The following is a 26,127-nucleotide window of genomic DNA, read 5'->3' on the forward strand; positions in this document are numbered from 1 at the left end:
GGGCTCAGGGAGCCCGGAGGGCGGGGGTGAGGGGGTGTTTCCGGAGGAGCCTCACGCGTCGAGACCCCCTCACCCTCGCTCCGGCTACGCCTACGCTCCTTTCGCCCCCGGCAAGGGGGGCGAAAGCCTCTCCCCGCCCGCGGGGAGAGGGGGAAACCCGCGCTCTGTCTCGATGCGAACGGATCGGGTGGACATCGCATGAATCGTCCGTCCGCCCTCGCGGCCTCCGACACCCCCGCCCGCACAGGGCTGGGACCGCGCCTCGCCGCGGCCACACCCTTCCTCCTCATCCTCGGCCTGGCGCTCGCGGTGCCGCTCGCCGGCAACGATTACTGGACGCTGATCGCCACGCGGGCGGCGATCTACTGGATCCTGGTCTCGGGTCTCAACCTCGTCGTCGGCTTCGCCGGGCAGCTCGCCATCGGCTATGTCGCCTTGCTGCTGGTGGGCGCCTACACCGCCAGCGTGCTCGCCGCCGGCACCGTCCTGCCGGCGTTCCCGGTCGTCCTGGCGCTCGCCTGCGCTGGCGCCGTCGGAGCCGTGGTCGGGGTGATCGTCGGGCTGCCGGCGCTCCGCCTGCGCACCTTCTACTTCGCCATGACGACGCTCGGTTTCGCCACCATCGTCACCCAGGTGGCGCTCGCCTGGCAGGACGTGACCGGCGGCGGCATCGGCATCACCGGGCCGGAGATGCCCGCGCCCTTCGAGTCCCGCTTCGGCTTCTACGGCCTGTGCCTCGCCGGTGCCGTGCTCTGCACCTGGATGACCCTGAACGTCGCGGGCAGCCGCTGGGGCCGGGCGCTGGTGGCGGTCCGCGACGCGGAAGTGGCGGCGGAAGCCGTCGGCATCGCCAAGCCAAGACTCCTTGTCGCGGTGTTCCTGTTCGCCGGCTGCGTCGCGGGCATCGCCGGCGGGCTGTTCGCCTCGCTCCAGACCTACATCACCCCGGACGCCTTCACCTTCGACCTCTCGCTCCTGTTCTTCATCGCGGTGCTGATCGGCGGGCGCGGCTCCGTGCTGGGGCCGCTGATCGGCACGGTTCTGCTCACGGTCCTGCCGGAGGTGGCGGCCCCCCTCGCGGCCTGGTCGACCTTCCTCTACGCGGTCCTGCTCCTCGTCATCGTGGTGGCGTTGCCCGGCGGCATCGCCGACCTCCTCGACCGCGGCAAACGCCGCCCGCTGCCGCCTGAGCGCAGCATCGCCCCGCGGACCGCCGCGCTCCAGGAACTCGCGGGCGGCGCATCGGTCCGGGAGCCGATCGCCCTCGAGGACGTGCGCCTGAGCTTCGGCGCCGTGAAGGCGATCGACGGGCTCGACCTCACCTTGCGCCCCGGCGGAGTCCACGGCCTGATCGGCCCCAACGGCTCGGGCAAGACCACGACGCTCAACGTCATCTCCGGCTATTACCGGCCGCAAGCGGGGCAGGTGACCCTCGGCGCCCGCTCGCTGCTCGCCGAGGCGCGGGAGGCCCGCGCGCTCCTGCGCATCGCGCGCACCTTCCAGACCCCGCGCATCGTCGGGGAGGCGAGCGTGATCGAGAACGTCATGCTCGGCGGCAGCGTCGCGGGGCGCGCCAGCCTGGCGGAATCGCTCCTCGCGCTCCCGCGACACCGCGCGGACGAGCGGCGATTGCGCGACCAGGCCCGCCTCGCGCTCCGGGCGGTCGGGCTCGACGGCCTCGACGAGGTCCGGGCCGGGCGGCTCCAGCACAGCGAGCTGCGCTTCCTCGAGATCGCCCGCGCGCTGATGCTGCGCCCGGCCTTCCTGCTCCTCGACGAGCCGGCGGCGGGCCTCTCGGCGCTGGAGATCCAGCGCCTCGGCGGGCTGATCCGGGCGGTGGCGGATGCGGGCGTGGGCGTGCTCCTCGTCGAGCACCACGCCGACCTGATCTTCGCCATCTGCGACGAGGTCACGGTGCTCAATCTCGGCCGGGTGCTCGCCGCCGGCACGCCGGCGGAGATCCGCAGCCACAGGGAGGTGGTCAGTGCCTATCTCGGCGCATGATCCCGAGAGCCCGCCGCTCCTGCGGGTCGAGGGGCTGGAGGCCGGCTACGGCAAGATCCGTGTGCTCCACGGCGTCGACCTGACGGTGCGGGCGGGCGAGGTGGTGACGTTGCTCGGCCCCAACGGCGCCGGCAAGTCGACGCTCCTGCGGGCGTTGTCCGGCCTGCTGCCGGTCGGGGCCGGGACTGTCCGGCTCGGGGACACCCTGCTCTCGGGGGCCGGGCCCCGCGCGGCCGTCCGGGCCGGGCTCTCGCACGTGATCGAGGGCCACCGCGTCTTCACCGGGCAGAGCGTGCGCGAGAACCTGCTGCTCGCCGCCTACGACCTGCCGCGGGGCGAGCGCGAGGCGCGGATCGCGGAAGCGCTGTCCCACTTCCCCGAGATCGCCGCGAAGGCCCACGACAAGGGCGCCTCGCTGTCCGGCGGCCAGCAGCAGATGCTGGCGGTGGCCCAAGGCCTGGTCCAGCGCCCGCGCCTCCTGATGCTCGACGAGCCCTCCGCCGGCCTCTCGCCGGTTCTGGTCGACCGGGTGCTGGAGGTGGTCGCGCGGCTGCGCCGGCAGGGCACCGCGGTGCTGCTGGTGGAGCAGCTGGTCGAGAAGGCCCGCGCCGTCTCGGACCGAGTCTACGCCCTGGCGCAGGGGCGGATCGTGCTCGAATCGGAGGCCGGCGCGCCCGACCTGCCGGAGCGGCTGGAGCGGGCGTATTTCGGCGATGCGGGAATGGTGCAGGCCTGAAGGCCGGCCGCGGCGGTGACGATACCGGGGAAAGGGCATGGCGCGGCCGAGCGGGATCAGGAGCCCGCGGCTACAGGATCCTCCGGGCGAACTGCATCACCCTGGCGAAAGCCGACCCGACGCATCCGCGCAGGCCCGGCGGCGCGACCGGGAGCCGTCCCGCGAACTCGCCCCGGATCGTCCCGAGAAGCTCCGCCACCTGGGCCTCCCGCCCGCTGTCGGGCCCGAGCCGGGCCAGCTCGTTTACCGCCCGGGGCGGCGGGTCGGCGACGCGCGCGGCCCAGTCGGTGCCCCAGACCCGGCGGGCGAGGGCGTCGTTGCGCCGGCCATAGACCTCGCCGACCCGCGCGGTCATCGCCGGATCGAGGGCCCGGAACGGCTCGCCGTCGAAACCGCGCTCGTGGGCCAGGGTCTCGATGCGCTCGGTCACCGCGCGGGTGGGGCCCTGCGCGCCGCCGGCCCCGCCCACCCGCAGGCGGCGCGACACCTCGACGCCGACGGGGCCGAGGCTCGCGTTGGTGCGATAGGCGAGGTCGGCCGGCGTCAGGAGCGGCAGCAGCCGGTCGGCCAGCCCGAGCTCGGCCGCGATCCGCTCGATCAGCGGGGCCGAAGACAGTCGGTCCTGAACCGGCACGAGGTGCACGCGCCACGCGGCGGCCCGCGCCCAGGCCGTGAGGCCGCGCCAGTAATCGAACCGCCGCGCCCGCAACTCGGCCTCGAAGGCCGACGCGAAGGTCCGGGCCTCGCGCAGGAACTGGATCCGCCAGGTATATTGCGATTGCAGGTAGGCCGCCTGCGGGCGCACCGTCATCAGGATCTCGGGCCGGAAGCCCCGGCGCTCGAACAGGCCGCAGAGGAGGCCCGGCGCCCGGTGCCAGGGCGGCAGCTGGCACAGGCTCTCGTAGGAGAGGAGCGCCACCTCGTCCCGGCTCTCGGCAAGCGCCCGATCGAGGCGCGCCATCAGCTCGCTCCGCTCGCGCCGCGGCCGGCGCCCGTCCAGGGTCTCGCCGAGATGCTGGTGGCTGACGTGAGGCTGCGCCGCGGAGGCCGGCGTCAGGTCGGGGTAGAGGAGGCCGGCCCGGTGCAGGTCGTCCCGGCGGGTGTGGAGCAGCATCTGCAGCGACGAGGTGCCGGTGCGCGGCGTGCCGATATGGATGATGGCGCGGCGCATCGGGACCGTCAGCCTCCGTTCGAGGGGGCGGCCCGGTCGGTCGGGGATGCGCGGGGCATCGTCCGGTCAGGGATCATGCCAGATCTCCCATGCTGGGCACGGCGCCGGGCGCGGCAGCCGCGAGATGCGGTCACGCATGCCGGTCTCGCCGAGCGGAGCCGTTGTTCAGGCAGGAATGCGAGCCAAAACCGGGCGATTTTGCGGCATGGCGGACCATGGATCGAGCAAAATCCGCGGCCTTGGAAGGAAAAGGCCGGGGCTTGATCGCTTCGCGAGGCGCTATTTGCGTTCGATCGTGCCGGGAATTCGTTTCGCCGATCGGGAGGTTGCGTCGGGTGGAAATGATTTTTTGGCTGAATTGTTATCGAATGTGTTTGCGTCTCGATGCGACGGGTCGGATGCCGGCGGCGCCTGCCTCAGCGCAGGCCGCCGCCGACCACCCCCGCCTCGACGGCGACCGACAGGCGGTCGGTGATCGCCCACTCGACCCCGACATGGGCGTTCGGCAGGACCGCGATGTCGTCGCGCGAGAACGGCATCGAGACCGGGGTCGCCCCGGCCCGGACCGTGCCGTGCACGGCCGCGGCGCCCGCCCGGGCGTAGAGCAGCACGTCCGGCGTGAGCAGCGTGCCGACCTTCACCTGCACTCCGCCGGCGAAGTCGCGGGTGTAGCTCAAGGCCCCATAGCCCGGCGTCAGGCCGCCGGAGGTCGCCGCGAGGTAGTCGAACCCGCCGGAGATGCCGTAGACGAACCGGCCCTCCTGCCACATCCGCCCGCCCTCGAAGCCGATGGTCGGCCCGGCATAGCTGCCGAAATGCCGCGACGACACCGCCTCGAACCCGGTCGACAGCCGGGCATAGGAGCCGGACCAGCGCCCATCCCCGCCGGACCCTTCCTCGAGGTTCTGCGGCCAGGCAAAGACGGGCAGGAACCCGAAGCCGGCGAAACCCTGGGCCGCGGCGGGCGCCGGCCCGAGGGCGGCGAGGCCCAGGGTGAGACAGGCGGTGAGACAGGCCGCGAGGCGGCGGCGGGAGCGGGAAGCGGCGCGTCCGGTCATACCGCCACGATAGCCGAGAGCGGGCCGCTTCGCACCGGGGGGCACGGCGGAGGTTTGTATCTGCATGGTCCGGCCGAAACATTCCGGGCCGAAGCCTGAAGACTGGTCGTGGGCGGCGGGCGGGCTTCGCCAGGAGAAGCGATCGATCGGAGAAGCGGTCGATTTGGTCGCACCCTAGGCACTGGGGTGGAGTATGTCCTATGTTGATGTCCGAGGGCGACCAAGCCAGGCCCCGGAGACGCCGCGCGTGACCGAGACAGAGGATCCGGGCCGAACCCGGAGGCCGGATTCCGACGGCCCGCCCGCGCCGCTCTGCGTCGTCGCCGTTCCGGTCCGCAACGAGGTCGACCGGATCGGTGCCTGCCTGGATGCGCTGGCGGCGCAGGAGGGGATCGGGCCGGACGCCCTCGGGATCGTCCTCTTCCTCAACAACTGCACCGACGGCACGGCGGAGGCGGTGGCGGCGATTCTGGCCGGCCTGCCGGTCCGGGTTCGGGTGATCACGCGCGATTTCGCCGGGGCGCAGGCCGGCTGGGCCCGGCGCGAGGCGATGGAGGCGGCCGCCGCCTGGCTCCAGGAAGCGGCGCCGGGCGCCGCCTGGCTCCAGGAAGCGGCGCCGGGCGCCGCCTGGCTCCAGGAAGCGGCGCCGGACGGCGTGATCCTGACCACCGACGCCGACAGCCGCGTGCCGCCCGACTGGGTCGCGCGCAACCTCGCGGCCCTGGCGGAAGGAGCCGACGCGGTCGCCGGACGCATCGCCCTCGACGAGGCCGAGGCCGCGCGGCTGCCCGACGCGCTCCACGCCCGCGGCCGGCTGGAGGGCGCCTACGAAGCGCTGCTCGTCGCCCTCGAATCGCTGATCGATCCGGTCGCGCACGATCCCTGGCCGCGGCACGCGACCCGATCCGGGGCGAGCCTCGCGGTCCGGCTGTCCGCCTACCGCGCCGCCGGCGGCATGCCGGCTTTGCCCCTGGGCGAGGACCGCGCCTTCGTGGCCTCCCTCCTGCGGGCGGATGCCCGGGTGCGCCACGATCCCGACATCGTCGTCGTCACCTCGGGCCGGCTCGACGGCCGCGCCCCGGGCGGGGCCGCCGATACGATGCGGGAGCGCTGCGCGGTGCCGGAGGCCCCGTGCGACCCGCGCCTCGAACCCCTGAGAGCCGCCCTGTTCCGGTTCGCCTGGGGACGGCGGCTGCGGCGCCTCCACGCGACCGGGCGCCTCGCGCGGACCGGGCTGTGGGCGCCCTGGCTGCGCGTGCCGCCGCTTGAGGCGCACCGCATCGCCGGCCTCCCCACCCTCGGGGCGGTCCTCGTGGCCATCGAGGCGGCGAGCCCGCTCCTCGCCGCCCGCCCGTTGCGCCCGCGCGCGCTGCCCCGGCAGATCCGCGCGGCCCGCCTCGTGCTCGCCGGATTGCGGCGCGGGGCACAGGGCGTGGGGCTCCTTGGCGCCTTCCGGCCCAGCCCTGCCCGGCCCACCCTCGGCCGCGCGTCCGAGGAGGCCGGCAATGCGTGAATCCGCCCTTCACGCGGTGCAGGGTCAGGCGCCCGACAGCGTCGCCGCCGCCCGCCGGGTCGCGGCCCTGGCGGCCGGGCGGGCCGACGCGAACGATCGCGACGACGGCTTCCCGGCCGAGGACGTGGCCGATCTCGCCCGAACCGGCCTGCTCGCCGCCCCGGTGCCCGTGGGTGAGGGCGGGGCCGGCCTCGGGCAGGAGGCGGGCGCGGCCGACCTCGCCGCGGTTTTGCGCCTCGTCGGCCTCGGCAGCCTGGCCCTCGGCCGGCTCTACGAGGGCCATGTCAACGCGCTCCAGCTCGTTGCCCGCTACGCCGCACCGGCGGACAGGCGCGCCCTGTTCGCGGATGCCCGCGCGGGCCACCTGTTCGGGGTCTGGAACACCGAGCCGCCGGCGGGCGGCCTCGTCCTTGGGCCGGACGGGCGGCTTGCCGGGGTCAAGACCTTCGCGTCGGGGGCCGGGCACGTCACCCGCGCCCTGGTGACGGCGCGGCGTCCCGGCGAGGCCGAGCCGCTGATGCTGGTCGCCTCCCTTGAACCCGGTACGCGGGCCGACCTTTCGGCCTGGCGCGCGCAGGGCATGCGTGCCTCGGCCACCGGCACCATCGACCTCACGGGCCTCACGCCGCTCGCCCACCTCGGCGGGTCGGGCGATTACCACCGCCAGCCGCATTTCTCCGGCGGCGCCTGGCGCTTCGCGGCGGTGCAGTTAGGCGGCATCGAGGCGGTGTTCGAGGCCTGGCGCGGCCATCTCGCCCGGACCGGGCGCGGCGACGATCCCCACCAGCTCGCCCGGCTCGGCGAGGGGGTGATCGCGCTCGAAGGGGCCCGGCTCTTCGTCGGCCGGGCGGCGGCCCTGATGGCGGAGGAGGCCCTTCCGGCCGAGCGCCTCGTCGCCTTCGTCGATCTCACCCGGCTCGCGGTCGAGCGGGCGGGGCTCGAGGTGCTGGGCCTCGCCCAGCGCTCGGTCGGCCTCCAGGGCTTCCTGCGCGGGCATCCCCTGGAACGGCTATCGCGCGACCTCGCGACCTACCTGCGCCAGCCCGCCCCCGACCGGGCGCTCACCAGCGCCGCCGCCACGATCCTCGCCGTCGACGGGCCGATGGCCGCCCTGTGGGAGCCGCGCTGATGCGGGCCGACGCCGTCCTCGCCGCCGCCGAGGCGCTGCCCGTGCACACGCTCGAAGACCTCGTGCCGGCGGGCGGGATCGTCGTGGTGGCACCCCATCCCGACGACGAGAGCCTCGGCTGCGGCGGGCTCGTCGCCGAGGCCCGCGCCCAAGGAGTTCCGGTGCGTCTCGTCGTGGTGAGCGACGGGGTCGGCTCGCATCCGAACTCGCGGAGCCATCCGCCCGAGCGCCTGCGGGATTTACGCGAATCAGAGACCCTGGCGGCGGTGGCGCATCTCGGGCTTGCGCCAGAGCACGTCGCCTTCCTGCGCCTGCCCGACCGGTTCGTCCCGGCCATTGGCCCCGAGGCCGAGGCGGCGGCCGGGGCGATCGCCGCTGCGGCCCGGGCTTGCGGCGCGGGCGCCCTATTCGTGACCTGGGAGCACGATCCGCATTGCGACCATGCGGCGAGCGCCGCGCTCGCCCGCCGCGCCCGGGACCTGATCTGCCGGGATCTCGGCGGGGATGTGCGCCTCTACGCCTACCCGGTCTGGGGCTGGACGCTGCCGCCGGAGACCGAAATCGGCGCCGCGCCCCGGGGCATCCGCCTGGATGTCACCCGGCATCTCCCCGCCAAGGCGGCGGCCATCGCCGCCCATCGCTCGCAGACCACCGACCTCATCGCCGACGATCCCGAGGGCTTCCGCCTGGAGCCGGCGATGCTCGCCCGCTTCGCGCGGAATCACGAGATTTTCCTGGAGGTCGCGCCGTGAGGACAGGATCGTGACCCGCCACACGACCACGCTGCCGCCGGACTATTTCGACGCGCGCTACGCTGCCGATCCCGATCCGTGGAATTTCGCCGCCAGCCCCTACGAGCGCGACAAGTACGCCGCCACCCTCGCGGCCCTGCCGCGCCCGCATTACGCGGCGGGTCTCGAGATCGGCTGCTCGATCGGGGTGCTGACGGCGGCGCTCGCGCCCCGTTGCGGCACCCTCACCGCCCTCGACGTGGCCGAGGCCGCCCTGGCCCAGGCCCTCGCGCGCTGCCGGGACCTGGCCCATCTGCGCCTGCTGCAAGCCCAGGTGCCGGGCGATTGGCCGGAGGGCACCTTCGACCTGATCCTGCTATCGGAGGTGGTCTACTACCTCGACGCCGCCGACGTCGCCCGCCTCGCGTCCCGTGTCCGGGAGAGCCTGCGTCCCGGCGGCGACGTCGTCCTGGTGCACTGGACCGGCGAGACGCACTATCCCCTGACCGGTGACGAGGCCGCCGACCTGTTCATCCGCGAGACGCGGGACCGTCTCGCCGTCGACCGGCAGGTCCGGACAGAGGCCTACCGGCTCGACGTGCTGCGGGACGGCGGGCCGCCCCGCCGTCCCGAACCTCAGTTCGAGCGCCGCGACAGCGACACCGCGTAGGCCGGCGAGCGGATCGCGAACATCGGGTCGTCGGCCGGGCCGGCGATGCCCTCGGGCAGGTCGACGACGGGATCGAAGGTCGCGGCGTCGCAAGGAGCGTCGGGCTCGATTCCGGCGATCGCCAGGGTGCCGAGCGTCTTCTGCTTGCGCTCGTCCTCCGGCCAGGTCGCGGTGACGTCCGTGGTCGGGTCGTTCGGCTCGGCCAGGATCGCCACGAGGTCGAACTTCGCCGGGCCCCGGGACAGCCGCTCCTTCAATTCGTCGGCGTAGAACGCATCGGGCTTGGCCTTCAGCTCCTCGTCCGAGAGGGTCGCCTTGTCGGCGGCGACGAACTTGAGCTTGGCCGTCGTCTTGTCGCCCTTGGCGTTGGTCAGCGTATAGGCGTGCACCGCCCAGTAATCGGTGCCCGCGAAGCTCGCCGGCACCGGCCGCGCGTTGAGCCATGCCGCCTGGCGGCCGGTTTCGGGGTTCTTCGCCGCGAAAGCCTTGATCTTCTCGGCGTCCGGCTTGCCGTCCGGCCCGGGCGCCCGGACCTGGAGGAATTCGAGCAGCTGCGCCGGGGTCTTCGTCGAGAAGATCGGGGCGGAGATGGTCACGAAGGTCAGGTCGCCGGCGGGATCCTGCATCCGCATCGCGAAGCCGCGGGTCGTCGGCTTGGTCTTGTCCGAGATCTTGGGGTTGCCGCCGCCCATCGAGAAGCGGGCGGTGACCGGCACGGTCTTGGTGAATTGCGGCGCCTTCGACAGGCTCGCCGCGTCCGAGGCGGGCGTGAAGCTGCCCTTCAGGCAGACGCCCTTGGCGCCGCTCGCCCGCACGCCCTTGTGGTCGCCGCTGACGGCAAATTGCAGGGCGACAATGGCGGCCGGATCGGCCTCCTGGGCCGGCGCAGGCAATATGGATGAGGCCAGCACGGCGGCGCCGGCCAGGACGGAGAAGGACCGGATCATGGAAGCGCTTCCTCGATTGTATCGAGAGCACTTTGAATTGCGCGCAACTTTATGGCAAGTCCAATTCCAAACCGTATCGGGATCGTTTCCTCTCAGTGACGGGCCGCGTCAGCCCGCTCGCCGGAATGCGGCGACCGCTCCGGCGAGGCGCCGCATCCCCTCGGCGAGCCGCTCCGGCGGGTTGAGGGTGAAGTTGATCCGCATCCCTCGCCGGTTCGCCCCGGCGGCGTCGAACACGCTGCTCGGCGCGTAGCAGATCCCGGCCGCCAGGGCGTGCGGGAGCAGGGCGTCGGTGTCGAGGCCCGGATCACGGGCGGTCGCCCAGACGAACATGCCGCCCACCGGCACCTCCCAGTCGAACCACGCGGACAGGTGGGTGTGGAGCGCGGCGCAGAGCGCGTCCCGGCGCGCGCGGTACAAGGCGACGACGGCCGGGCGGATCGCCTCGATCAGGCCGGTCTCGATCGCCGCGAGCGCGATGCGCTGCGTCAGGCCGCTGGTGCAGAGGTCCGAGCCCTGCTTGGCCAGCGTCAGCGCCTCGATCATCGCCGGGCCTGCGATGATCCAGCCGATGCGCAGGCCGGGCGCGATCTCCTTCGACAGCGTGCCCATGGAGACGACCGGGCCGGCATACGGCGCGCCCGGCGCGGCCTGCGCCGACAATTCGATCAGGCGCGGCAACTCTTCGCCGTCGTACTGCAGGGTACCGTAGGGATCGTCCTCGACGAGCCAGGTGCCGGTCTCGTGCGCCGCCGCGACGAGGGCCCGGCGGGTCTCCAGCCCGACGAGGCGCCCGGTGGGATTCGAGAAGTTCGGCACCGCGTAGGCGAATTGCGCGCCCGCGAGCGCCGCGCGGGCGTCGAAGCCGGGCGCGTCGAGGAGGAGGTTGCGGAACGACGGCGCGCGCGGGCGCCAGGCATCGAGGGCGCCGAGATAGGTCGGGTGCTGGCCGGCGATCAGCCCGCCCTCGTCGAGCAGCACCTTTCCCACGAGGTCGAGACCCTGCATCCCGGAGGTGGTCACCAATACGTTGTCGCGCGTCAGCGGCAGGGCGGGCGAACCGAAGCGCCGGGCGAGGGCGTCGCGCAAGGCCGGCAGCCCCTCGACCGGCCCGTAGCCCAGGACCTCGTCCGGATGCTCGGCGACGGCCCGGCGGGCGATCTCGGCCAGGCGGTCGGTCGGGTAGAGGCCCGGGTCGGGCAGGCCGCCGGCGACGTTGATCAGGTCGGGGATGGCGCCCGCGGCGAGGAAGGTGCGGGTGATCTGGTTCGTGGTGCCCATCCACTGGGCGAAGGCCGGCCGTGTCGGGAGGTGGGGAGGGGAGGGCACCATGGCGGTCGGCTCGTCGGGTTCGGGTGACGCCGCTGATCTATCATTGGAGGCGCGAGATGTGACGAGTTCCCCTCCTGCCTCTTCGCGGGCCTATCCACTGAAAGGAGTGGCGCAGGAAATCCCCTCTCCCCGCGGGCGGGGAGAGGAGAGAACCCGCGCCTTTCCTTTACCCGGACAGCATTCCGCCTGCGGTGATACGAAATCCGGAAGTGATCTTCCGGATTTCGTATCACCAGCCCGCGCGGCGCGTGAGCGAAGCCGATTTCCGCATCGCGAAGCGATCAGTCGGAAATCGTATGAAACGAGAAAATCCAGCTATTCCACTCCTAGAGCATTTTCCGAAGAAATGGAAACCGGTTCGTCGCAGAAAATGCGGCATGACAAGGACTTGGAGAGCTTCGCGATTGCAACGCGATCGTGAAGCTCTCTAGGGTTCCCACGATCAGCGCTGTTCACGCCGTTTCGGCGAACATCGCCCCCGGCACCGCCGCCAGGAGGCTGCGCGTATAGGGATGCTCCGGTGCCCGGAACAACGCCTCGGTGCGGTTCATCTCGACGATCTCGCCGCGGTGCATCACGGCGATCCGGTCGCAGATCGTGGCGGCGACGCGCAGGTCGTGGGTGATGAACAGCATCGCGATGCCGAGGCGTGCTTTCAGGTCTTCCAGGAGCGCCAACACTTGCGCCTGGACCGAGACGTCGAGGGCCGAGACCGCCTCGTCGGCGACGAGCACGTCCGGCTCCATCGCGAGCGCCCGGGCGATGCCGATGCGCTGGCGCTGGCCGCCCGAGAAGGCGTTCGGGTAGCGCTCGGCGGCGCTCGGCGGCAGGCCGACGAGGTCGAGCAGTTCGCGCGCCCGGGCCCGTGCCTGGCGGGCCGGGGTGCCGTGGGCGATGGGTCCGCCGGCGATGATCTGCTCGACGGTGCGGCGGGGATTGAGCGAGGCGAAGGGGTCCTGGAAGATCATCTGGATCCGCCGGCGCTCGTCGCGGAGCTCCCTGGTCCCGAGCGCCGTGAAGTCGAGGCTGCCGAGGCGCACCGTGCCGTGGTCGGGCTCGATCAAGCGGATCGCCAGCCGCGCCGTGGTCGACTTGCCGGAGCCGGATTCGCCGACGATCCCGAGGGTTTCGCCGCGACGCAGATCGAAGCTCACCTCCTTCACCGCCGCCACCACCCGGGGCTTGCCGAGGAGGCCCGAACGGGTGGCGTAGGTCTTGGCGAGGTTCGTCACCGAGAGGGCGACCGGCGCCTCGGTGATCGGCTCGCGCTTGGGCGGGGTCAGGCTCGGCACGGCGGCGAGGAGCGCCCTGGTGTAGGCGTGTTGCGGATGGCGCAGGACCGCCTCGGCCGAGCCGGATTCGACCAGCCGGCCGCGCTGGAGCACCGCGACGTGGTCGGCGATGTCGGCGACCACGCCGAAATCGTGGGTGATGAACAACACCGCCATGTTGCGGCGCTGCTGGATCTCGCGGATCAGCTTGAGGATCTGGGCCTGGGTGGTGACGTCGAGCGCCGTGGTCGGCTCGTCGGCGACGAGCACGGCGGGTTCGAGCGCGAGCGCCATCGCGATCATCGCCCGCTGGCGCTGACCCCCCGAGAGCTGGTGCGGATAGGCCCGGACGATCTGCTCAGGCTCCGGCAGGCCGACCTCGCCGGCCAGCGCCACCGCGCGGGCGCGCCTCTCCCGGGGGGTGAGCAGGTCGTGCGCCTCGAACATCTCGGCGATCTGGTCCCCGATGCGCATCACCGGGTTCAGCGCCGTCATCGGCTCCTGGAAGATCATGGCGATCCGCCGGCCGCGCAAGTCGCGCCAGGCGCGCTCGTCGAGGCGCAAGAGGTCCCGGCCCTCGAACAGGATCTCGCCGCCGGCGACCTTCAGCGAGCGCGGCAGCAGACCGGTGAGCGCGTAGGCGCTCATCGACTTGCCCGAGCCCGATTCGCCGACGACGCAGAGGATACGCCCCGGGATCAGGTCGAGGTTCAGGCCCTCGACCGCGTGCGGCCGGTCGGCGCCCCGCGGCAGGGCGAGGGTCAGGTTGCGGATCTGGACGATCGGTTCGCTCATCTCTGGCCCTCTATGCGCGGCATCATTCAAGCGACTTGTGCTGTTCTATGTCTCTGCGCGATTTGCTCGACTGTGTTCTAGCCCCGCCCGCAACCTCATCCTGAGGTGCGAACGAAGTGAGCCTCGAAGGAGGGCTCCAGAAGTCGCCGAGCGAAATGGAGCCCTCCTTCGAGGTCAGCCCATCTTCGATGGACTGACACCTCAGGATGAGGTCGAGGGTGGGATGACGAGTGTCTCGCCGCGCCTTCGTGTGAGGGGGAACGACCCTTCACCCCACCGCCTTCCGCCCCGCCAGGACCGCCGGCCCGGTCTCGCCGAGGTCCCAGAACAGCCCGGCCATCAGCCCCAGGGCCTCGCGGGTCGGGCCGCCGAGCAGGTGCTCGTCGGGCGCGTGCTGCGAGCAGGCCGGGTAGGAATGCGGCACCCACAGCGTCGGGAGCCCCAGGATCTCCGAGAAGGCGTCGTTGGGCAGCGAGCCGCCGAGATTGGGCAGGAGTGCCGGGCGTTTTCCCGTGCTCGCCTCGATCGAGGCGAGCGCCCACCCCACCCACGGATCCTCGACCGGCAGGCGGGTGGCGCGAAACACCTCGCCGCGGGTCGCCCGCACCTCGACCATCGGGAAGCCCTTCGCGTCGAGATGGGCGCGGATCGCCGGCAGCAGCCCCTCCCAGTCGGTGCCGACGACGAAGCGCAGCTGCATCGTCGCCTTGGCGGAGGGCGGCACCGCGTTCTGCGGCCCGTCCGGATCGCCGCACTTGAAGGCCAGGACTTCCAGCGTGTTCCAGCCGAAGACCCGCTCGGCGGGCGTCAGCCCCGGCTCGCCCCAGCCCTCGTCGATCGCCGGCGCGTTCGGATCGCCCCCGACGGTGATGTCGGCGAGCGCCGCGCGCACGCCCTCGGGGATTGGCGGCGGCAGCAGGGCGTCGAGGAGGATTTGTCCGCGCCCGTCGACGAGGCTCGCGATGGCGCTCGCCAGCACGGTGCCGGGATTGCGAAGCAGCCCGCCCCAATTGCCCGAGTGGTGGCCGCCCTCGCGCAGGTTCACGATCAGCTCGAAGGTGTAGCCGCCCCGCGAGCCGAGGAACATCGTCGGCCGGCTCGCCTCGATCCGCGGCCCGTCGGAGGCGATGAGGAGGTCGGATTTCAGCGCCTCGGCCTCGTCCCGGCAGACCTCGCGCAGGCCCGGCGAGCCCGCTTCCTCGCCCATCTCGATCAGGAACTTGACATTGAACCCGAGTTGTCCGCCCCGGGCCTGCATCACCGCCTCGAGGGCGCCGAGATTGATGAGGTGCTGGCCCTTGTTGTCGGCGGTGCCGCGCCCGTACCAGCGCTCGCCCTCGACCGTCACCGCGAGCGGGTGCAGGCCCTCGCGCCACTGCTCGGGGTAGTTCCGCACCGTGTCGCCGTGGCCGTAGGTGAGCACGGTGGGCAGGTCGTCGCCCTCGTGCCTCGTCGCGATCAGGAACGGCCCGCGGCCCGCCTGCGGGTTGTCGAGGAGGCGGGTCGCAAAGCCGAGCCGCGACAGAGCCGGGATCATGAACCGGGTGAGGTAGGCGGCGAGTGCCGGCCCCTGGTCCGGGGCCTGGCTCTCGGTCGGCAGGGCGACCGCCTCACGGAGCACGGTGAGGAACTGACCGTCGTCGTAATGCCGGTGGGCCAGCGCGATGGCGTCGCGTCGCGACATGGGGGGACTTTCTATGCGCGTGTGAGAAGAGAAGAATTGCTAGATCTCGATCGTCGCTTGGTGGAACCCCGGTTGGCCTCGCTCCATCCCACCCGCGACCTCATCCTGAGGTGTCGGTCCATCGGAGATGGACTGACCTCGAAGGAGGGCTCCAGAAATCTCCGAGCTAACTGGAGCCCTCCTTCGAGGCTGCTTCGCGCAGCGATCTTCGATCGCCGGTCACCTCAGGATGAGGTTGAGGGCGGGACGAAAGGAAAAGCCGACGGAGACATCCTCAATGCCGTCCTTCCGGAGCCGTGATGTCCCGCACCCCGTCGCCCAGGAGGTTGATGCCGAGCACCAGGACCAGCAAGGCCACGCCCGGGATGGTGATGACCCAGGGCTGGAAGAACATGTACTGCTTGCCCTCGGCGATCATCAGGCCCCAGGACGGCAGCGGCGGCTGCACGCCCAGCCCGAGGAAGGAGAGCGCCGCTTCGAGCAGGATGGCGTGCGCCATCTCCAGGGTCGCCACCACGATCAGCGCGTTGAGGATGTTGGGCAGGATTTCTTGCGCGAGAATCCGCACCGGCCCGAAGCCCGAGGCCTTGGCGGCGGCGACGAAATCCTGGCCCCGCACCTGCCGGGTCGCCGCGCGGGTGACCACCGCGAAGCGGTCCCAGAGCAGGAAGCCGAGCACCAGCACCACCACCTTCAGCGAACCGCCGACGAGCGAGGCCATGGCGAGCGCCACCAGCACCACCGGCATGGCGAGCCGGGTGGTGACGATGTAGCTCACCACCGCGTCGACCCGGCCGCCGTAATAGCCGGCGAGCACGCCGAGCGTCGTGCCGATGATCCCCGAGATCAGGGCGGCGGAGAGCCCGATCAGCAGCGAGATCTGGCTGCCGTAGATCAGGCGGCTCAAGTAATCGCGCCCGAGCTTGTCGGTGCCGAGCCAGTGCTCCATGCTGCCCTTGGCGTGCCAGATCGGCGGGATCAGCCGGCGCGACACGTCCTGCGCGTAAGGGTCGTGCGGGGCGATGAGGGGGGCGGCGAGCGCGACGAGCACCACGAGCCCGACGAGGCCGCCCCCGATCAGGAAGCCGCCATGGGACAGGCCGCGCCGCAGCGCGATCATCGCGGGAGAGCGAGCCGGAGGCAGGACGGTCTCGGCGGGAGCCGGGACGGCGGGGGAGGCGGGCCGGGTGGTCATGCGCGCAGCCTCGGATCCAGGAGGGCGTTGAGGAGGTCGGCGGCGAGCGTGAGCGCGATGTAGATCATCGCCAGCACCAGCACGATCGCCTGGACGACGGGGAAATCGTTGCGGGCGATCGATTCCCAGGCGAGCTGGCCGAGGCCCTGGAGCGAGAACACCGCCTCGATCACGATCGAGCCGCCGAGCATGAAGCCGAACTGCACCGCGGCGAGCGCGATCACCGGGATCACCGCGTTGCGGAGCGCGTGGCGGATCAGGATCTTGCGCGGCGGCAGCCCCTTGGCCCGGGCGGTGCGGACGTAGTCCGAGGACAGGACCTCCAGCATCCCGTTGCGGGTGAGCCGCATCACCGCCGGCATCGCGTAGTAGCCCAGTGCCACCGCCGGCAGGATGAAGTTCTTCCAGGATCCATTGCCGGAGGCCGGCAGCCAGCGCAGGTTGACGGAGAAGATCATGATCAGGGTGAGGCCGAACCAGAAGCTCGGCATCGCCTGGCCCAGCACCGAGACGGCGAGCGCCGTCCGGTCGATCCAGGTGTCGCGGTAGAACGCCGCCAGCACCCCGAGCGGGATCGCCACCAGCAGGGCGACGGCCAGCGCGATGACCCCGAGTGTCAGGGTCACGGGCATCCGGGAGGCGAGCAGGTCGGTGACCGGCTCGGGGAAGTAGAACGAGCGCCCGAAATCGAAGTGGAGCGCGTTCCAGGCCCAGGTGCCGAACTGGACCACGAGCGGCTGGTCGAGCCCGTGCTGCACGCGGACCGCGGCGATCTGCTCGCCCGTGGCCTCCGGGCCGGCGATGGCGGTGGCGAGGTCGCCCGAGAGGTGGAGGAGCAGGAAGCTCGCCACCGAGACGGTCAGCGCGACGCAGATCGCGACGAGGATGCGCCGCAGCGCGAAGCCCAGCATGGCGCGTCCCCTACTTCTTCCACGAGGCCGCGAAGAAGCGCGGTACCTCGTCGGTCTGCGCGGTGAAGTTCAGGTCCGCCGTGAAGGCGTAGTTCGACGGATAGGAGAACATCGGCAGGGCGTAGGCTTCGGCCGCGATGCGCGTCAGCGCCTCCTTGTACTTCGCCTTGCGGACCGCCGGATCGATGCTGGTGTCGCCGGCCTGGAGATCGGCGATCACCGCGGGATCGCGGGCCAGATCCTCCTCGCCGCCACGAAAGTAGGTGCCGGTGAAGGCCGAGACGTCGTTGATCGAGAACGAGCCCCAGGTCTGGTAGCCGATCGAGGTCTTGCCGGCCCGCATCGCGTCGCGCATGGCGGCGTAGCGCAGGTAGTTGAGCTTCGCCCGGATGCCGACGGCGCGCAGGTAGCCGATCACGGCCTCGGCATAGTCGCGCTCGCGATAGGCGGAGAGGTCGATGTCGATGCCGTTGCCGTAGCCGGCCTCCTTGAGGAGCGCCCGCGCCTTGGCGGGATCGTAGGCGTAAGTGGGCACGCCCTCCTCGGTGCAGCCGAACTGCTCGATGAAGCAGAGCGCGTTCATCACCCGGGAGCCGCCGCGCACCAGGTTGTCGACCATCGCCTTGCGGTCGATGGCGTGGGCGATCGCCTGGCGCACCCGCACGTCCTTGAGCGGCGAGTTCTCCATCGCCCGGCCCGCTACGTCGAATTGCAGGAAGCCGACCCGCATCGTCTCGGCGGAGACCACCGTCAGGGTGGGATCGCGCTTGAGCTGCTCGGCCTGGTCGGTCGGCACCCGCCAGATCCAGTCGACGCCGCCGGTCATCAATTCGGCCATCCGGCTGTCGCCGTCGGGGATGATGCGGAATTCGAGCTTGCCGATCTTCGCCTGCCCGATCGGGCTGCCCGGCCAGTACTTGTCGTTGCGCACCATCTTCACGCCCTTGCCGCTCTCGGTCGAGACGATGCGGTAGGGGCCGGTGCCGACCGGCGCCTTGCTGAAGCCGGCCAGACCCACTCGTTTGAAGTAGGCGGCGGGCAGGATCGGGGTCGGGCCGGCGAGGTATTCGAGGGCGGCCGGGAACGGCGCCTTGAGATGGATGCGCACGCTGTGCGGGCCGGTCACCTCGGTCGACTTCATCCAGTCGACGTTGCCCTTGGTGACGACCTTGGCCTCGGGCGTCAGCACGTAGTTGAACGTGAAGGCGACATCCTCGGGCGTCAGCGGATCGCCGTTGTGAAAGGTCACGCCGTCGCGGATCGTGAGGTCGAGCGTCACCGGATCGACCCAGGTCCAGGCGGTGGCCAGCATCGGCTGGTGCTCGCCGGTCTTCGGGTCGCGGTAGAGGAGCGTGTCCCAGACGTTGCGGGCCAGGATCACGCCCTCGCGCAGGTTGTTGTGGTAGGGGCTCAGGTTCTCCGGCTCGCTGTCGGAGGCGTAGACCAGGGTGTCGTTGGCCTTGCCGGCCAGCGCAGGTCCCGCGATCCCGGCGAGGAGGAGGCCCGTCAGGAGGGCGCCGGCCCTGCGCATCCGTCCCGTCTGCATGAGGCGCGTCCGTTCCTTGCCTACCCGCACTTGGCCCGCTTCGATCCGTGTCGACATGTCGGCTCCGCCTCGTCGGGGGCAGCGTGGGCGTCTCCACCCGTCATGTTGCACTGCCGCAAAATTCACCCTGCCAGGATGTTGCGCAGAACCTATCGCAGCAAGTCGAATTTTTCGATAGGATCGTTGCCGAAACGGCAAGGCATGGGGTGGCGATGCAGACGACGGCGTTGCGCTACTTCCTGGCGGTCGCCCGCGAGGGCACGATCGCGGCGGCCTCCGCCCGGCTCAACGTCGCGCCCTCGGCGATCAGCCGGCAGATCGCCAACCTGGAGGCGGAGCTGGCCTGCCCCCTGTTCGAGCGGCGGCCCCGCGGCATGGTGCTGAGCCAGGCCGGCGAGCTGCTGGCCCGCCACGCCCATCAGGTATTGGCGAGCGCCGAGCAGGTCGTCACCGAGATCCAGGAACTGGAGGGCCTGCAGCGCGGCCTGGTGCGCATCGCCACCACCGAGGCCTTCGCCATCGACCTCGTGCCGGGCGTGATCGCAGCGTTCCATGCCCGCCATCCGGGCATCCGCTTCGAGCTGAGCGCGCTGCCGCCGGGCCAGGCGACCCAGAGGGTGGTGCAGGGCGAGGCCGATATCGGGCTCACCTTCAGCCTGGAGCCCTCCACCGACACGGCGGTGGCCTACCGCAACAGCCTCGACATGGTGGCCCTGTGCGCGCCCGACCATCCGCTCGCCGAACGAAGACTGATCGGGCTCACCGACCTCGCCGCCTATCCGGTCGCGCTCCTGCCCCGGGACACGACCCTGCGCACCATCCTCGACGCGGCCTGCGCGGCGGAGGGCATCGCCATCGAACCGGTGCTCAGCGCGAACGTGCTCTCGGCCATCCTGCCCTTCGTGCGCGTCACAAGCGGCCTGACCCTGATGTCGTCGATCGCGCTCCAGGGCCAGGTCGGGCGCGGCGAGTTCCGGGTGCTGCCGATCCGGTCCCGCCGCAGCCTGGCCCGCGGCATCGAGGTCCAGACCATGCGCGACCGGCGCCTGCCGCGGGCGGTGCAGGCCTTCCTGTCGGTGCTGGTGGCGGCGTTGCCGCCTATGGGGGATGGCGACGGTACCGCCAGGGGCTCGACCGATGTTTAAGTCAATATTAATAATGTCATTGGGTTGCCTAGTCCGAATGGACGATATACTCGTTCTTGCCAAGTGATCTGGGCGCTATATATCGACGAATGACTGTTGTTCCCTGTCTGGAAACCGTTCGTCATGTCGGGTCGAACTCCTGGGCTTCCTGCGATGTCCCTGGCCATGCGCAGCAGCCTGATCGGGATCGTCATCCTCTTGCTGGCGATCGGCGGTGTGGTCGGCAGCATCATGCGCGAGGTCGAGGCGGAGATGCTGCGCCACGCGACGGACACCCTCGGCGGCAACCTCCGCCTGCTCAGGCAGACCCTGGCCGACGAGGGCGGCGCGCCGCATTTCGCGCTGCGGGACGGTCGCCTGGCGATCGGATCGCACGTCGTCGGCCCCGCCGACCCGGCGGTGGACCGGGTGCGCGACATCCTCGGCGGCACGGCGACGGTGTTCCAGGGCGATCGGCGGATCGCCACCAACGTGGTCAATCCCGACGGGTCCCGCGCCGTCGGCACCACCCTGGCGCAGGGGCCCGTCTACCAGGCGGTGCTGGTGCGGGGCGAGACCTTCCGCGGCGAGGCGACCATCCTGGGCGTCCCGTACCTGACCATCTACGAGCCGATCCGGGATGCCGGCGGTTCGGTGATCGGGGTCCTCTATGCCGGCGTCAAGAAGGGCGACTACTACGCCCTGATCGATCGCCTGAAGGCCCAGTCGGCCGGCTTCGGCCTCGTGCTGGCGCTGGCCGGCGCCGTCGTGCTGTGGCTCAGCCTGCGCCGGGCCGTCGCGCCCCTGCGCCAGCTCGACGCGGCGATGCGCCGGCTGGCGGCGGGGGACGCCACGACCGCGATCCCCGGCGCCGGGCGGCGCGACGAGGTCGGCGCGATGGCCGCCGCCGTGCAGGTGTTCAAGGAGGGCATGGTGCGGACCAGGGCCCTGGAGGAGGAGACGGCGCTCGCCCGCGCCTCGGCCGAGGCGCAGCGCCGCGCCGGCATGCGTGAGATGGCCGAGGCGTTCGAGCGGTCGGTCGGCGGGATCCTCTCCCAGGTCTCGGCCTCCGCGACCGACCTCCAGGACACCGCCATGACCATGAACGCGACCGCGACGGCGACCGCCGCCCGGTCCACCGCCGTGTCGAATGCGGCCGAGGAGGCCTCCTCGAATGTCGGCACCGTGGCGGCGGCCACCGAGCAGCTCGGCGCCTCGGTCGAGGAGATCGGCCGCCAGGTCGACGGGTCGGCCCGGCTGACCCGGGCGACGGTCGCGGAGGTCGGCGAGAGCGCGGCCCGCGTCCAGGCTCTGGCGGAGGCCGCTTCGCGCATCGGCGACGTGGCCGGGCTGATCTCGTCCATCGCCGCCCAGACCAACCTGCTCGCGCTCAATGCCACCATCGAGGCGGCCCGCGCGGGATCCGCCGGCCGCGGCTTCGCGGTGGTGGCGGCGGAGGTGAAGGCGCTCGCCGGCCAGACCGCACGGGCGACCGAGGAGATCACCACTCAGATCGCGGCGATCCAGGCCTCGACCGGTCGCGCGGCGGGGGCGATCGGCGGCATCACGGTGCGGATCGAGGAGATCTCGGGCGTCGCCGCCTCCATCGCTGCGGCGGTGGAGCAGCAGGGCGCGGCGACCCGGGAGATCGTCCGCAACGTCGTGGAGGCTGCGGCCGGGACCGGCGCGGTGACGGCCAACATCGTCGGGGTGGCGGAGGCCGCCGAGGAGACCGGGGCGGCGGCGGGCCAGGTGCTGTCGGCGGCCTCCACCCTGTCGCGTCACTCCGCGCATCTCTCGGCGGAGGTGGCGCGCTTCCTCGACACCGTGCGGGCGGCGTGACGGCGGGGCGGCGGAGTTGACGGGCCGTCCCCGCCCGCGGATGATCGCCGCCATGCCTGCTGGCGATTCCTCGACCGCGATGGCGGCCCCGGACCGATGACCTCGATCGCCGGCCTGCCCGACTTTCTCCTCTATCTCGGTACCGCCGCGGGCCTGACCGGCCTGTACCTCGCCGTCTACACCCTCGCCACGGCGCATAACGAGCTGGCGCTGATCCGCCGGGACGTGACGGCGGCCTCGGTGTCGCTCGGCGGCAGCCTCCTCGGCTTCGCCCTGCCGCTGGCGGTGGCGATCTACAATGCGGCGTCCGTGCTCGACTGCCTGGTCTGGGGCCTCGTCGCCCTGGTGGTGCAGATCGCGGTCTACTGGCTCGTCCGCCTCGTCCTGCCGGACCTGTCGCGGCGGATCGAGGAGGACCGGATGGCGGCGGCCGTCCTGCTCGGCGCCGCCGCCCTGGCCGGCGGCGTGCTCAACGCCGCCTCGATGACCTATTGAGGGTCGCATGAGCGCTGAGGTCTCATGAGTGCTCTTGCCCCGGACCCGGCCCGCCGCTCCAAGCGCTCGGCCACGATCTCCCTGGTGCTCGTCGCCGGTGCCGGCGCCGCGGCCTTCGCGCTGGCCCGCCTCGATTCCTCGCAGCGGGACGAGGACGTGTTGGTCTACGGCAGCTTGGGCGCCTGCATCGCCGAGCGGGTGCGCAGCGCCCAGGCCTGCACGGAGGCCGAGGCGGCGGCCCGCGCCGCCTACGCGGCGAGCGCGCCGCGCTACGAGACCCTGGCCGATTGCGAGCGCCATCACGGCCCCGGCGGCTGCGTCCCGGGCGAGACGGTGACGGCGGCGGCGCAAGGGCGCTTCCTCCCGGCGATGGCCGCTTTCATGATGGGGCGGACCGACGAGCAGGACCTGCCGGTCCAGCCGCTCTACGCCCACGCCCCGCAGGAGGAGCGGCACGCTCATGGCGGCGGATATGCCGGCGGCTACTGCACCGGCTCGGGCGCCCGGATTTTTTCCGCGGGCGGCAGCTCGCGGGCCCATGTCCCAGCCAGCGTTGCCCGCAGCACCGCCTCGACGCCCCGCACCATCGCCCGCGGCGGCTTCGGCGGGACCGGGCGGGCGGTCGCGGCGGCAAGCAGCGGACCAAGTAGCGGGCACGGATCCGGGGGCGGCTGATGCGCCGCGTCGCCAGCCCCGAGCGGCCGGACTGGCGCGAGCACGCGGCCTGCGCCGGGTTCCACTTCCACTCCTTCGACGGCGCGCCCTACTGGGACGAGAGCGCGCATTACGCCTTCAGCCTCGCGGAGATCGAGCGGGACATCGAGGAGCCGAGCCGCGAGTTGCACGCGCTCTGCCTCGCCTTCGTCGAGCGGGCGGTGGAGGACGGCGCGATCCTCGCCTCCCTGGCGATCCCCGACCACGCCTGGGACGCGATCCGGACGAGCTGGCGCCGGCGCGACCCCGGCCTCTACGGCCGCCTCGACCTCAGCTATGGCGGTGCCGGCACCGGGCCGGCGAAGCTCCTGGAATACAATGCCGACACGCCGACCGCGCTTTACGAGAGCGCGGTGTTCCAGTGGCTCTGGCTCGAGGATGGCCTCGCCCGGGGCCGCCTGCCTTCGGGCTCAGACCAGTTCAACGCGCTGCACGAGCGGCTGGTCGCGCGTCTCGCGACCGTCGCCGCCACCCTCCGCACCCCCGGCATCGCCTTCGCGGCCTTTGCCGACGCGCCGGAGGATCGCGGCACGGTCGCCTACCTCCAGGATTGCGCCCTCCAGGCCGGCCTGTCCGCGCCGTTCCTGCCGGTCGAGGCGATCGGGCTCGATGCCGAAGGCTGGTTCGTCGATGGGGCCGGGCACCCGATCGAGGCTCTGTTCAAGCTCTATCCGTGGGAATGGATCTTTGCCGATCCGTTCGGCCGCGCGGTCGGTCCCTCGCCGACCCGCTTCATCGAGCCGCCCTGGAAGGCGGTCCTCTCCAACAAGGGAATGCTCGCCCATCTCTGGGCGATGGCGCCGGGCCATCCGAACCTGCTGCCGGCCTTCTTCGAGGCGGATCCGGCCAAGGCCGCCCTCGGCGGGAGCTTCGTCAGGAAACCGATCCATGCCCGGGAGGGCGCCAACGTCCTGATGGTGCAGGACGGCGCCGTCGCGGCGCGGGAGGAGGGGCCGTACGGGGCCGAGGGCTTCATCCGCCAGGGCCTCGCGACGCTGCCGTGCTTCGACGGGCGCCACGCCTTGATCGGCAGCTGGATCGTCGGCGACGAGCCCGCGGGCTTATGCCTGCGCGAGGGCGACGGGCCGATCACCACGGACCGGGCCCGCTTCGTGCCGCACATCATCGACCCGTGACCGGCCCGGGTCACGAGCCGTCGGCGGCGCAGCACCGCCCACCTTCCCGGACCGGGCACAGATCGCCGCAGGACGGCACCCCCGGCAGGCGCTGGCGCAGGCAGCAGGTGCGCCGCCGCCGGTCGCACAGGGCCCGGGCGAGCGGGCTGAGGGCGCAAGCCGGCCCGCCGCACCAGCCGAGGCAGGTCGCGACCTCCGGGCGGGCCAGGGTCTCGGGCTCGCCGAGCTCGCGCGCGACGTAGTCGAGGATCACCGCCGCGTTGCCCCAGATCACCCGGGGGGCGATGCCGCATTGCGCCCGGCACAGTTCGACGAAGGGCCGCAGATGATCCTCGATCAGGCCCGCGAGCCCGGGCGAGCCGCCCTCCGGCGCCTCCGGCCGCACCAGGAACCGGGCCGGGCGGCCCGCCCCGTCGAGTTCGAGGCGCGTCGTCGCGAAGGTGAGCGGCAGCGGCCGGCCGAGGCGCACGAGCGCCGTCATCGCCGGGGTGGCGAGCGGCGCGAGGTAGAACTGGCTCCAGTACGAGACGAGCGCCCGCCGGTCGACCGCACCGGACCTCGAGCCGAGCCCGGCCTCGAAGGCGGAGAGGGTGGCGTTAAACACCGCGGGATCGTGCAGGGCGGAGAGCGGTGTCGCCGCGCGGCCCCCGGGATCGGCGGCGACCCCGTCGCGGTAGGTGCCGAGCGAGGCAGGCACATGGGGTGCGAGGTCGGGGATCATCGCGCGGTCCCCCGTCCCGCCGCCCGGTCGGTCCGCAGGGTGTGGGCGATCGTGAGCGCCAGCCAGGCCAGGGCCGCCGCGTAGAGCGGCAGCGTGGCGGTGAAGTAGCCCGGCCAGCCCGCCCAGCCGGCGAGCGCCGGGGCGGCGACGCGCAAAGGCATCGCCGCGAAGAAGGCGGCGCCGAACAGGAGCGCGTAATCGGTGGCGGGGCGCGGCCCCTGCGACCAGCGATAGATCATGTTGAACACCGGCACCCCGAGGAAGCCGCCGAAGACGAAGTTCAGGATCGTGGCCGTCACGGCGAGATCCGCGGAGCGGAGCGCGCAGGACGCCGCCATCAGGCCGCCGGCGGCGAGCACGCCGGTCCCGCCGAAGGCGATCAGCCGCACGGTGCCGAACCGGGCCGCCAGGCCCCCGGCCATCGCTGCCATCACCAGGTTGACCGCCGGCAGGACGGTGCCGGTGAGGAAGCCGACCCGGGTCAGCGGCACCCCGAGATCGAGCAGCGCCAGGGTGTTGGGCCCGCCGATGAGATAGGCGGCGGCGAAATAGGCGCCGAGCGCCGCGATGCGGCCGGCGAGCACCCGCAGGCGCGCGAACCCGCCCGACCGGCGCTCGGGGACCCCGCCGGCCCCCTGCAGCCGCGCCTCCGGATAGGCGAGGATCGGCAGCAGGCAGAGCGCGTCGAGGGCGGCGCAGCCGAGCAACGCCGCCGGCCAGCCCAAGGCGTCGTAGGAGCCGACCAGCACGCCGACGCCCAGGATGCCCCCGAGCGATCCGCCGCAGAGCTTGGCCGAGGCGACGAAGGCCCGCCTGTCCGCGGGCACGGTCTCGACCACCAGCGCTTCGAGCGCGATGTCCATGGTGGCGACGCAGGCGCACGTCGCGATGGCGAGCGCCAGCAAGGCCGGCAGCGGCCAGTCCTCGCCGAAGCTCAAGCCCACCAGCAGCGCGACCGTGGCGCCCTGCGCCGCGACGATCCAGCCGAGGCGGCGGCCGAGAAAAGGCAGGCGCACCCGGTCGAGCACGGCCGCCCACAGGAAGGTCAGCCCGACCGGCAGGTTGATGAGCTGCAACAGCCCGACGCCGCCGAGGTCGAGTCCCCGCGCCCGCAGGATCAGCGGCGCCCCGCCCGACAGGAAGCCGAGCGTGGCCCCGAAGGTCACGTAGAGGCAGAAGAACGGGGCGAGCGGGCGCCATCCGGCGAGGAGACCGTGGGCGTTGCGGATCGCGGCGGCGTGCCTCACCGCGGGGGGAGCCCGCTTGCCGTGAGAACCGGGCGGTACTTTGGAATCACACTAATTCTTCTTTGCGTACAGTGACTTGCAGATTACGGGGGTGGGCCCCGGTCCGCAAGGGCGCCGCCGCATCCGCCGGGTGCAGGCCAAGGGCCCGCGCGCGC

Annotated in this window: 23 protein-coding genes; 12 read left to right on the forward strand and 11 right to left on the reverse strand. The window is 72.2% G+C overall.

The window, feature by feature from the left end; translation table 11 throughout:
• The first annotated feature begins 198 nt into the window (after positions 1-198).
• Entirely contained in the window at positions 199-2,004 is a 1,806-nt protein-coding gene (locus tag HBB12_RS12315; RefSeq protein WP_236989602.1) for a branched-chain amino acid ABC transporter ATP-binding protein/permease, read from the forward strand.
• Positions 1,985-2,740 (forward strand): ABC transporter ATP-binding protein, encoded by a 756-nt coding sequence (locus tag HBB12_RS12320; protein ID WP_236989603.1) that lies wholly within the window; start codon positions 1,985-1,987, stop codon positions 2,738-2,740. The genes HBB12_RS12315 and HBB12_RS12320 overlap by 20 nt, the downstream gene beginning before the upstream one ends.
• A gap of 70 nt (positions 2,741-2,810) precedes the next feature.
• On the opposite strand, the gene HBB12_RS12325 is transcribed toward HBB12_RS12320, so the two are convergent.
• Both HBB12_RS12325 and HBB12_RS12330 read right to left on the reverse strand, forming a co-directional pair.
• On the reverse strand, positions 2,811-3,911 hold the full coding sequence (locus tag HBB12_RS12325; protein ID WP_236989604.1) for a hypothetical protein: 1,101 nt from the start codon (positions 3,909-3,911) through the stop codon (positions 2,811-2,813).
• A 416-nt stretch (positions 3,912-4,327) separates the two neighbouring features.
• On the reverse strand, positions 4,328-4,969 hold the full coding sequence (locus HBB12_RS12330; RefSeq protein ID WP_236989605.1) for an outer membrane protein: 642 nt from the start codon (positions 4,967-4,969) through the stop codon (positions 4,328-4,330).
• 247 nt (positions 4,970-5,216) lie between these two features.
• Between HBB12_RS12330 and HBB12_RS12335 the strand changes: the two genes are divergently transcribed.
• From HBB12_RS12335 to HBB12_RS12350, 4 genes are read left to right on the forward strand one after another with little or no spacing between them, the layout of a single operon-like run.
• The gene (locus tag HBB12_RS12335) at positions 5,217-6,482 is read left to right on the forward strand and encodes a glycosyltransferase family 2 protein (RefSeq protein WP_236989606.1); all 1,266 of its coding nucleotides are present in this window, start codon (positions 5,217-5,219) and stop codon (positions 6,480-6,482) included.
• Positions 6,475-7,611, forward strand: coding sequence for an acyl-CoA dehydrogenase family protein (locus HBB12_RS12340; protein ID WP_236989607.1), 1,137 nt, complete (start codon positions 6,475-6,477; stop codon positions 7,609-7,611). The genes HBB12_RS12335 and HBB12_RS12340 overlap by 8 nt, the downstream gene beginning before the upstream one ends.
• A complete protein-coding gene (locus HBB12_RS12345) occupies positions 7,611-8,363 on the forward strand; it encodes a PIG-L deacetylase family protein (protein ID WP_236989608.1) in 753 nt (250 codons plus the stop codon). The genes HBB12_RS12340 and HBB12_RS12345 overlap by 1 nt, the downstream gene beginning before the upstream one ends.
• A gap of 7 nt (positions 8,364-8,370) precedes the next feature.
• Entirely contained in the window at positions 8,371-9,012 is a 642-nt protein-coding gene (locus tag HBB12_RS12350) for a class I SAM-dependent DNA methyltransferase (protein WP_236992755.1), read from the forward strand.
• Here the strand turns inward: HBB12_RS12350 and HBB12_RS12355 are convergent.
• Positions 8,979-9,959, reverse strand: coding sequence for a catalase family peroxidase (locus HBB12_RS12355; protein WP_236989609.1), 981 nt, complete (start codon positions 9,957-9,959; stop codon positions 8,979-8,981). The two genes, HBB12_RS12350 and HBB12_RS12355, sit on opposite strands and share 34 nt — an antisense overlap.
• Before the next feature lie 108 nt (positions 9,960-10,067).
• Positions 10,068-11,291: an aminotransferase-like domain-containing protein gene (locus HBB12_RS12360; RefSeq protein ID WP_236989610.1), complete on the reverse strand. Its 1,224-nt coding sequence runs from the start codon at positions 11,289-11,291 to the stop codon at positions 10,068-10,070.
• Here HBB12_RS12360 and HBB12_RS12365 point away from each other — a divergent pair.
• Entirely contained in the window at positions 11,290-11,712 is a 423-nt protein-coding gene (locus tag HBB12_RS12365) for a hypothetical protein (RefSeq protein ID WP_236989611.1), read from the forward strand. The genes HBB12_RS12360 and HBB12_RS12365 overlap by 2 nt on opposite strands.
• Before the next feature lie 31 nt (positions 11,713-11,743).
• Here the strand turns inward: HBB12_RS12365 and HBB12_RS12370 are convergent, their stop codons facing one another.
• From HBB12_RS12370 to HBB12_RS12390, 5 genes are all read right to left on the reverse strand, one after another.
• On the reverse strand, positions 11,744-13,357 hold the full coding sequence (locus tag HBB12_RS12370; RefSeq protein WP_236989612.1) for an ABC transporter ATP-binding protein: 1,614 nt from the start codon (positions 13,355-13,357) through the stop codon (positions 11,744-11,746).
• Positions 13,358-13,625: 268 nt separating this feature from the next.
• On the reverse strand, positions 13,626-15,041 hold the full coding sequence (locus tag HBB12_RS12375; RefSeq protein ID WP_236989613.1) for a M20 family metallopeptidase: 1,416 nt from the start codon (positions 15,039-15,041) through the stop codon (positions 13,626-13,628).
• 274 nt (positions 15,042-15,315) lie between these two features.
• Positions 15,316-16,236 (reverse strand): ABC transporter permease, encoded by a 921-nt coding sequence (locus tag HBB12_RS12380; protein ID WP_236989614.1) that lies wholly within the window; start codon positions 16,234-16,236, stop codon positions 15,316-15,318.
• Complete coding sequence (locus HBB12_RS12385; RefSeq protein ID WP_236989615.1) at positions 16,233-17,147, reverse strand: ABC transporter permease; 915 nt, start codon at positions 17,145-17,147, stop codon at positions 16,233-16,235. The genes HBB12_RS12380 and HBB12_RS12385 overlap by 4 nt, the downstream gene beginning before the upstream one ends.
• 10 nt (positions 17,148-17,157) lie before the next feature.
• Positions 17,158-18,678 (reverse strand): ABC transporter substrate-binding protein, encoded by a 1,521-nt coding sequence (locus HBB12_RS12390; RefSeq protein WP_236992756.1) that lies wholly within the window; start codon positions 18,676-18,678, stop codon positions 17,158-17,160.
• 227 nt (positions 18,679-18,905) lie between these two features.
• Here HBB12_RS12390 and HBB12_RS12395 point away from each other — a divergent pair, with 227 nt between their 5' ends.
• The 5 genes from HBB12_RS12395 to HBB12_RS12415 all read left to right on the forward strand — a co-directional run bounded on the left by HBB12_RS12395 (position 18,906) and on the right by HBB12_RS12415 (position 24,004).
• Complete coding sequence (locus tag HBB12_RS12395) at positions 18,906-19,838, forward strand: LysR family transcriptional regulator (RefSeq protein ID WP_236992757.1); 933 nt, start codon at positions 18,906-18,908, stop codon at positions 19,836-19,838.
• A gap of 165 nt (positions 19,839-20,003) precedes the next feature.
• On the forward strand, positions 20,004-21,659 hold the full coding sequence (locus HBB12_RS12400; RefSeq protein WP_236989616.1) for a methyl-accepting chemotaxis protein: 1,656 nt from the start codon (positions 20,004-20,006) through the stop codon (positions 21,657-21,659).
• Between the two features lie 96 nt (positions 21,660-21,755).
• The gene (locus HBB12_RS12405) at positions 21,756-22,154 is read left to right on the forward strand and encodes a DUF350 domain-containing protein (RefSeq protein ID WP_236989617.1); all 399 of its coding nucleotides are present in this window, start codon (positions 21,756-21,758) and stop codon (positions 22,152-22,154) included.
• A 24-nt stretch (positions 22,155-22,178) separates the two neighbouring features.
• Positions 22,179-22,829 carry a DUF1190 domain-containing protein gene (locus HBB12_RS12410; RefSeq protein ID WP_236989618.1) on the forward strand — a complete coding sequence of 217 codons (651 nt, stop codon included), beginning with the start codon at positions 22,179-22,181 and terminating at the stop codon, positions 22,827-22,829.
• Positions 22,829-24,004 carry a glutathionylspermidine synthase family protein gene (locus tag HBB12_RS12415; RefSeq protein WP_236989619.1) on the forward strand — a complete coding sequence of 392 codons (1,176 nt, stop codon included), beginning with the start codon at positions 22,829-22,831 and terminating at the stop codon, positions 24,002-24,004. The genes HBB12_RS12410 and HBB12_RS12415 overlap by 1 nt, the downstream gene beginning before the upstream one ends.
• 10 nt (positions 24,005-24,014) lie before the next feature.
• Here HBB12_RS12415 and fhuF read toward each other — a convergent pair whose 3' ends face one another.
• Positions 24,015-24,725, reverse strand: coding sequence for a siderophore-iron reductase FhuF (gene fhuF / locus HBB12_RS12420; RefSeq protein ID WP_236989620.1), 711 nt, complete (start codon positions 24,723-24,725; stop codon positions 24,015-24,017).
• Positions 24,722-25,972: an MFS transporter gene (locus tag HBB12_RS12425; protein WP_236989621.1), complete on the reverse strand. Its 1,251-nt coding sequence runs from the start codon at positions 25,970-25,972 to the stop codon at positions 24,722-24,724. The genes fhuF and HBB12_RS12425 overlap by 4 nt, the downstream gene beginning before the upstream one ends.
• Positions 25,973-26,127: the final 155 nt, after the last annotated feature.

Origin of the sequence: Methylobacterium sp. SyP6R (assembly GCF_019216885.1) — a bacterium.
Classification (GTDB): Bacteria; Pseudomonadota; Alphaproteobacteria; order Rhizobiales; family Beijerinckiaceae; genus Methylobacterium.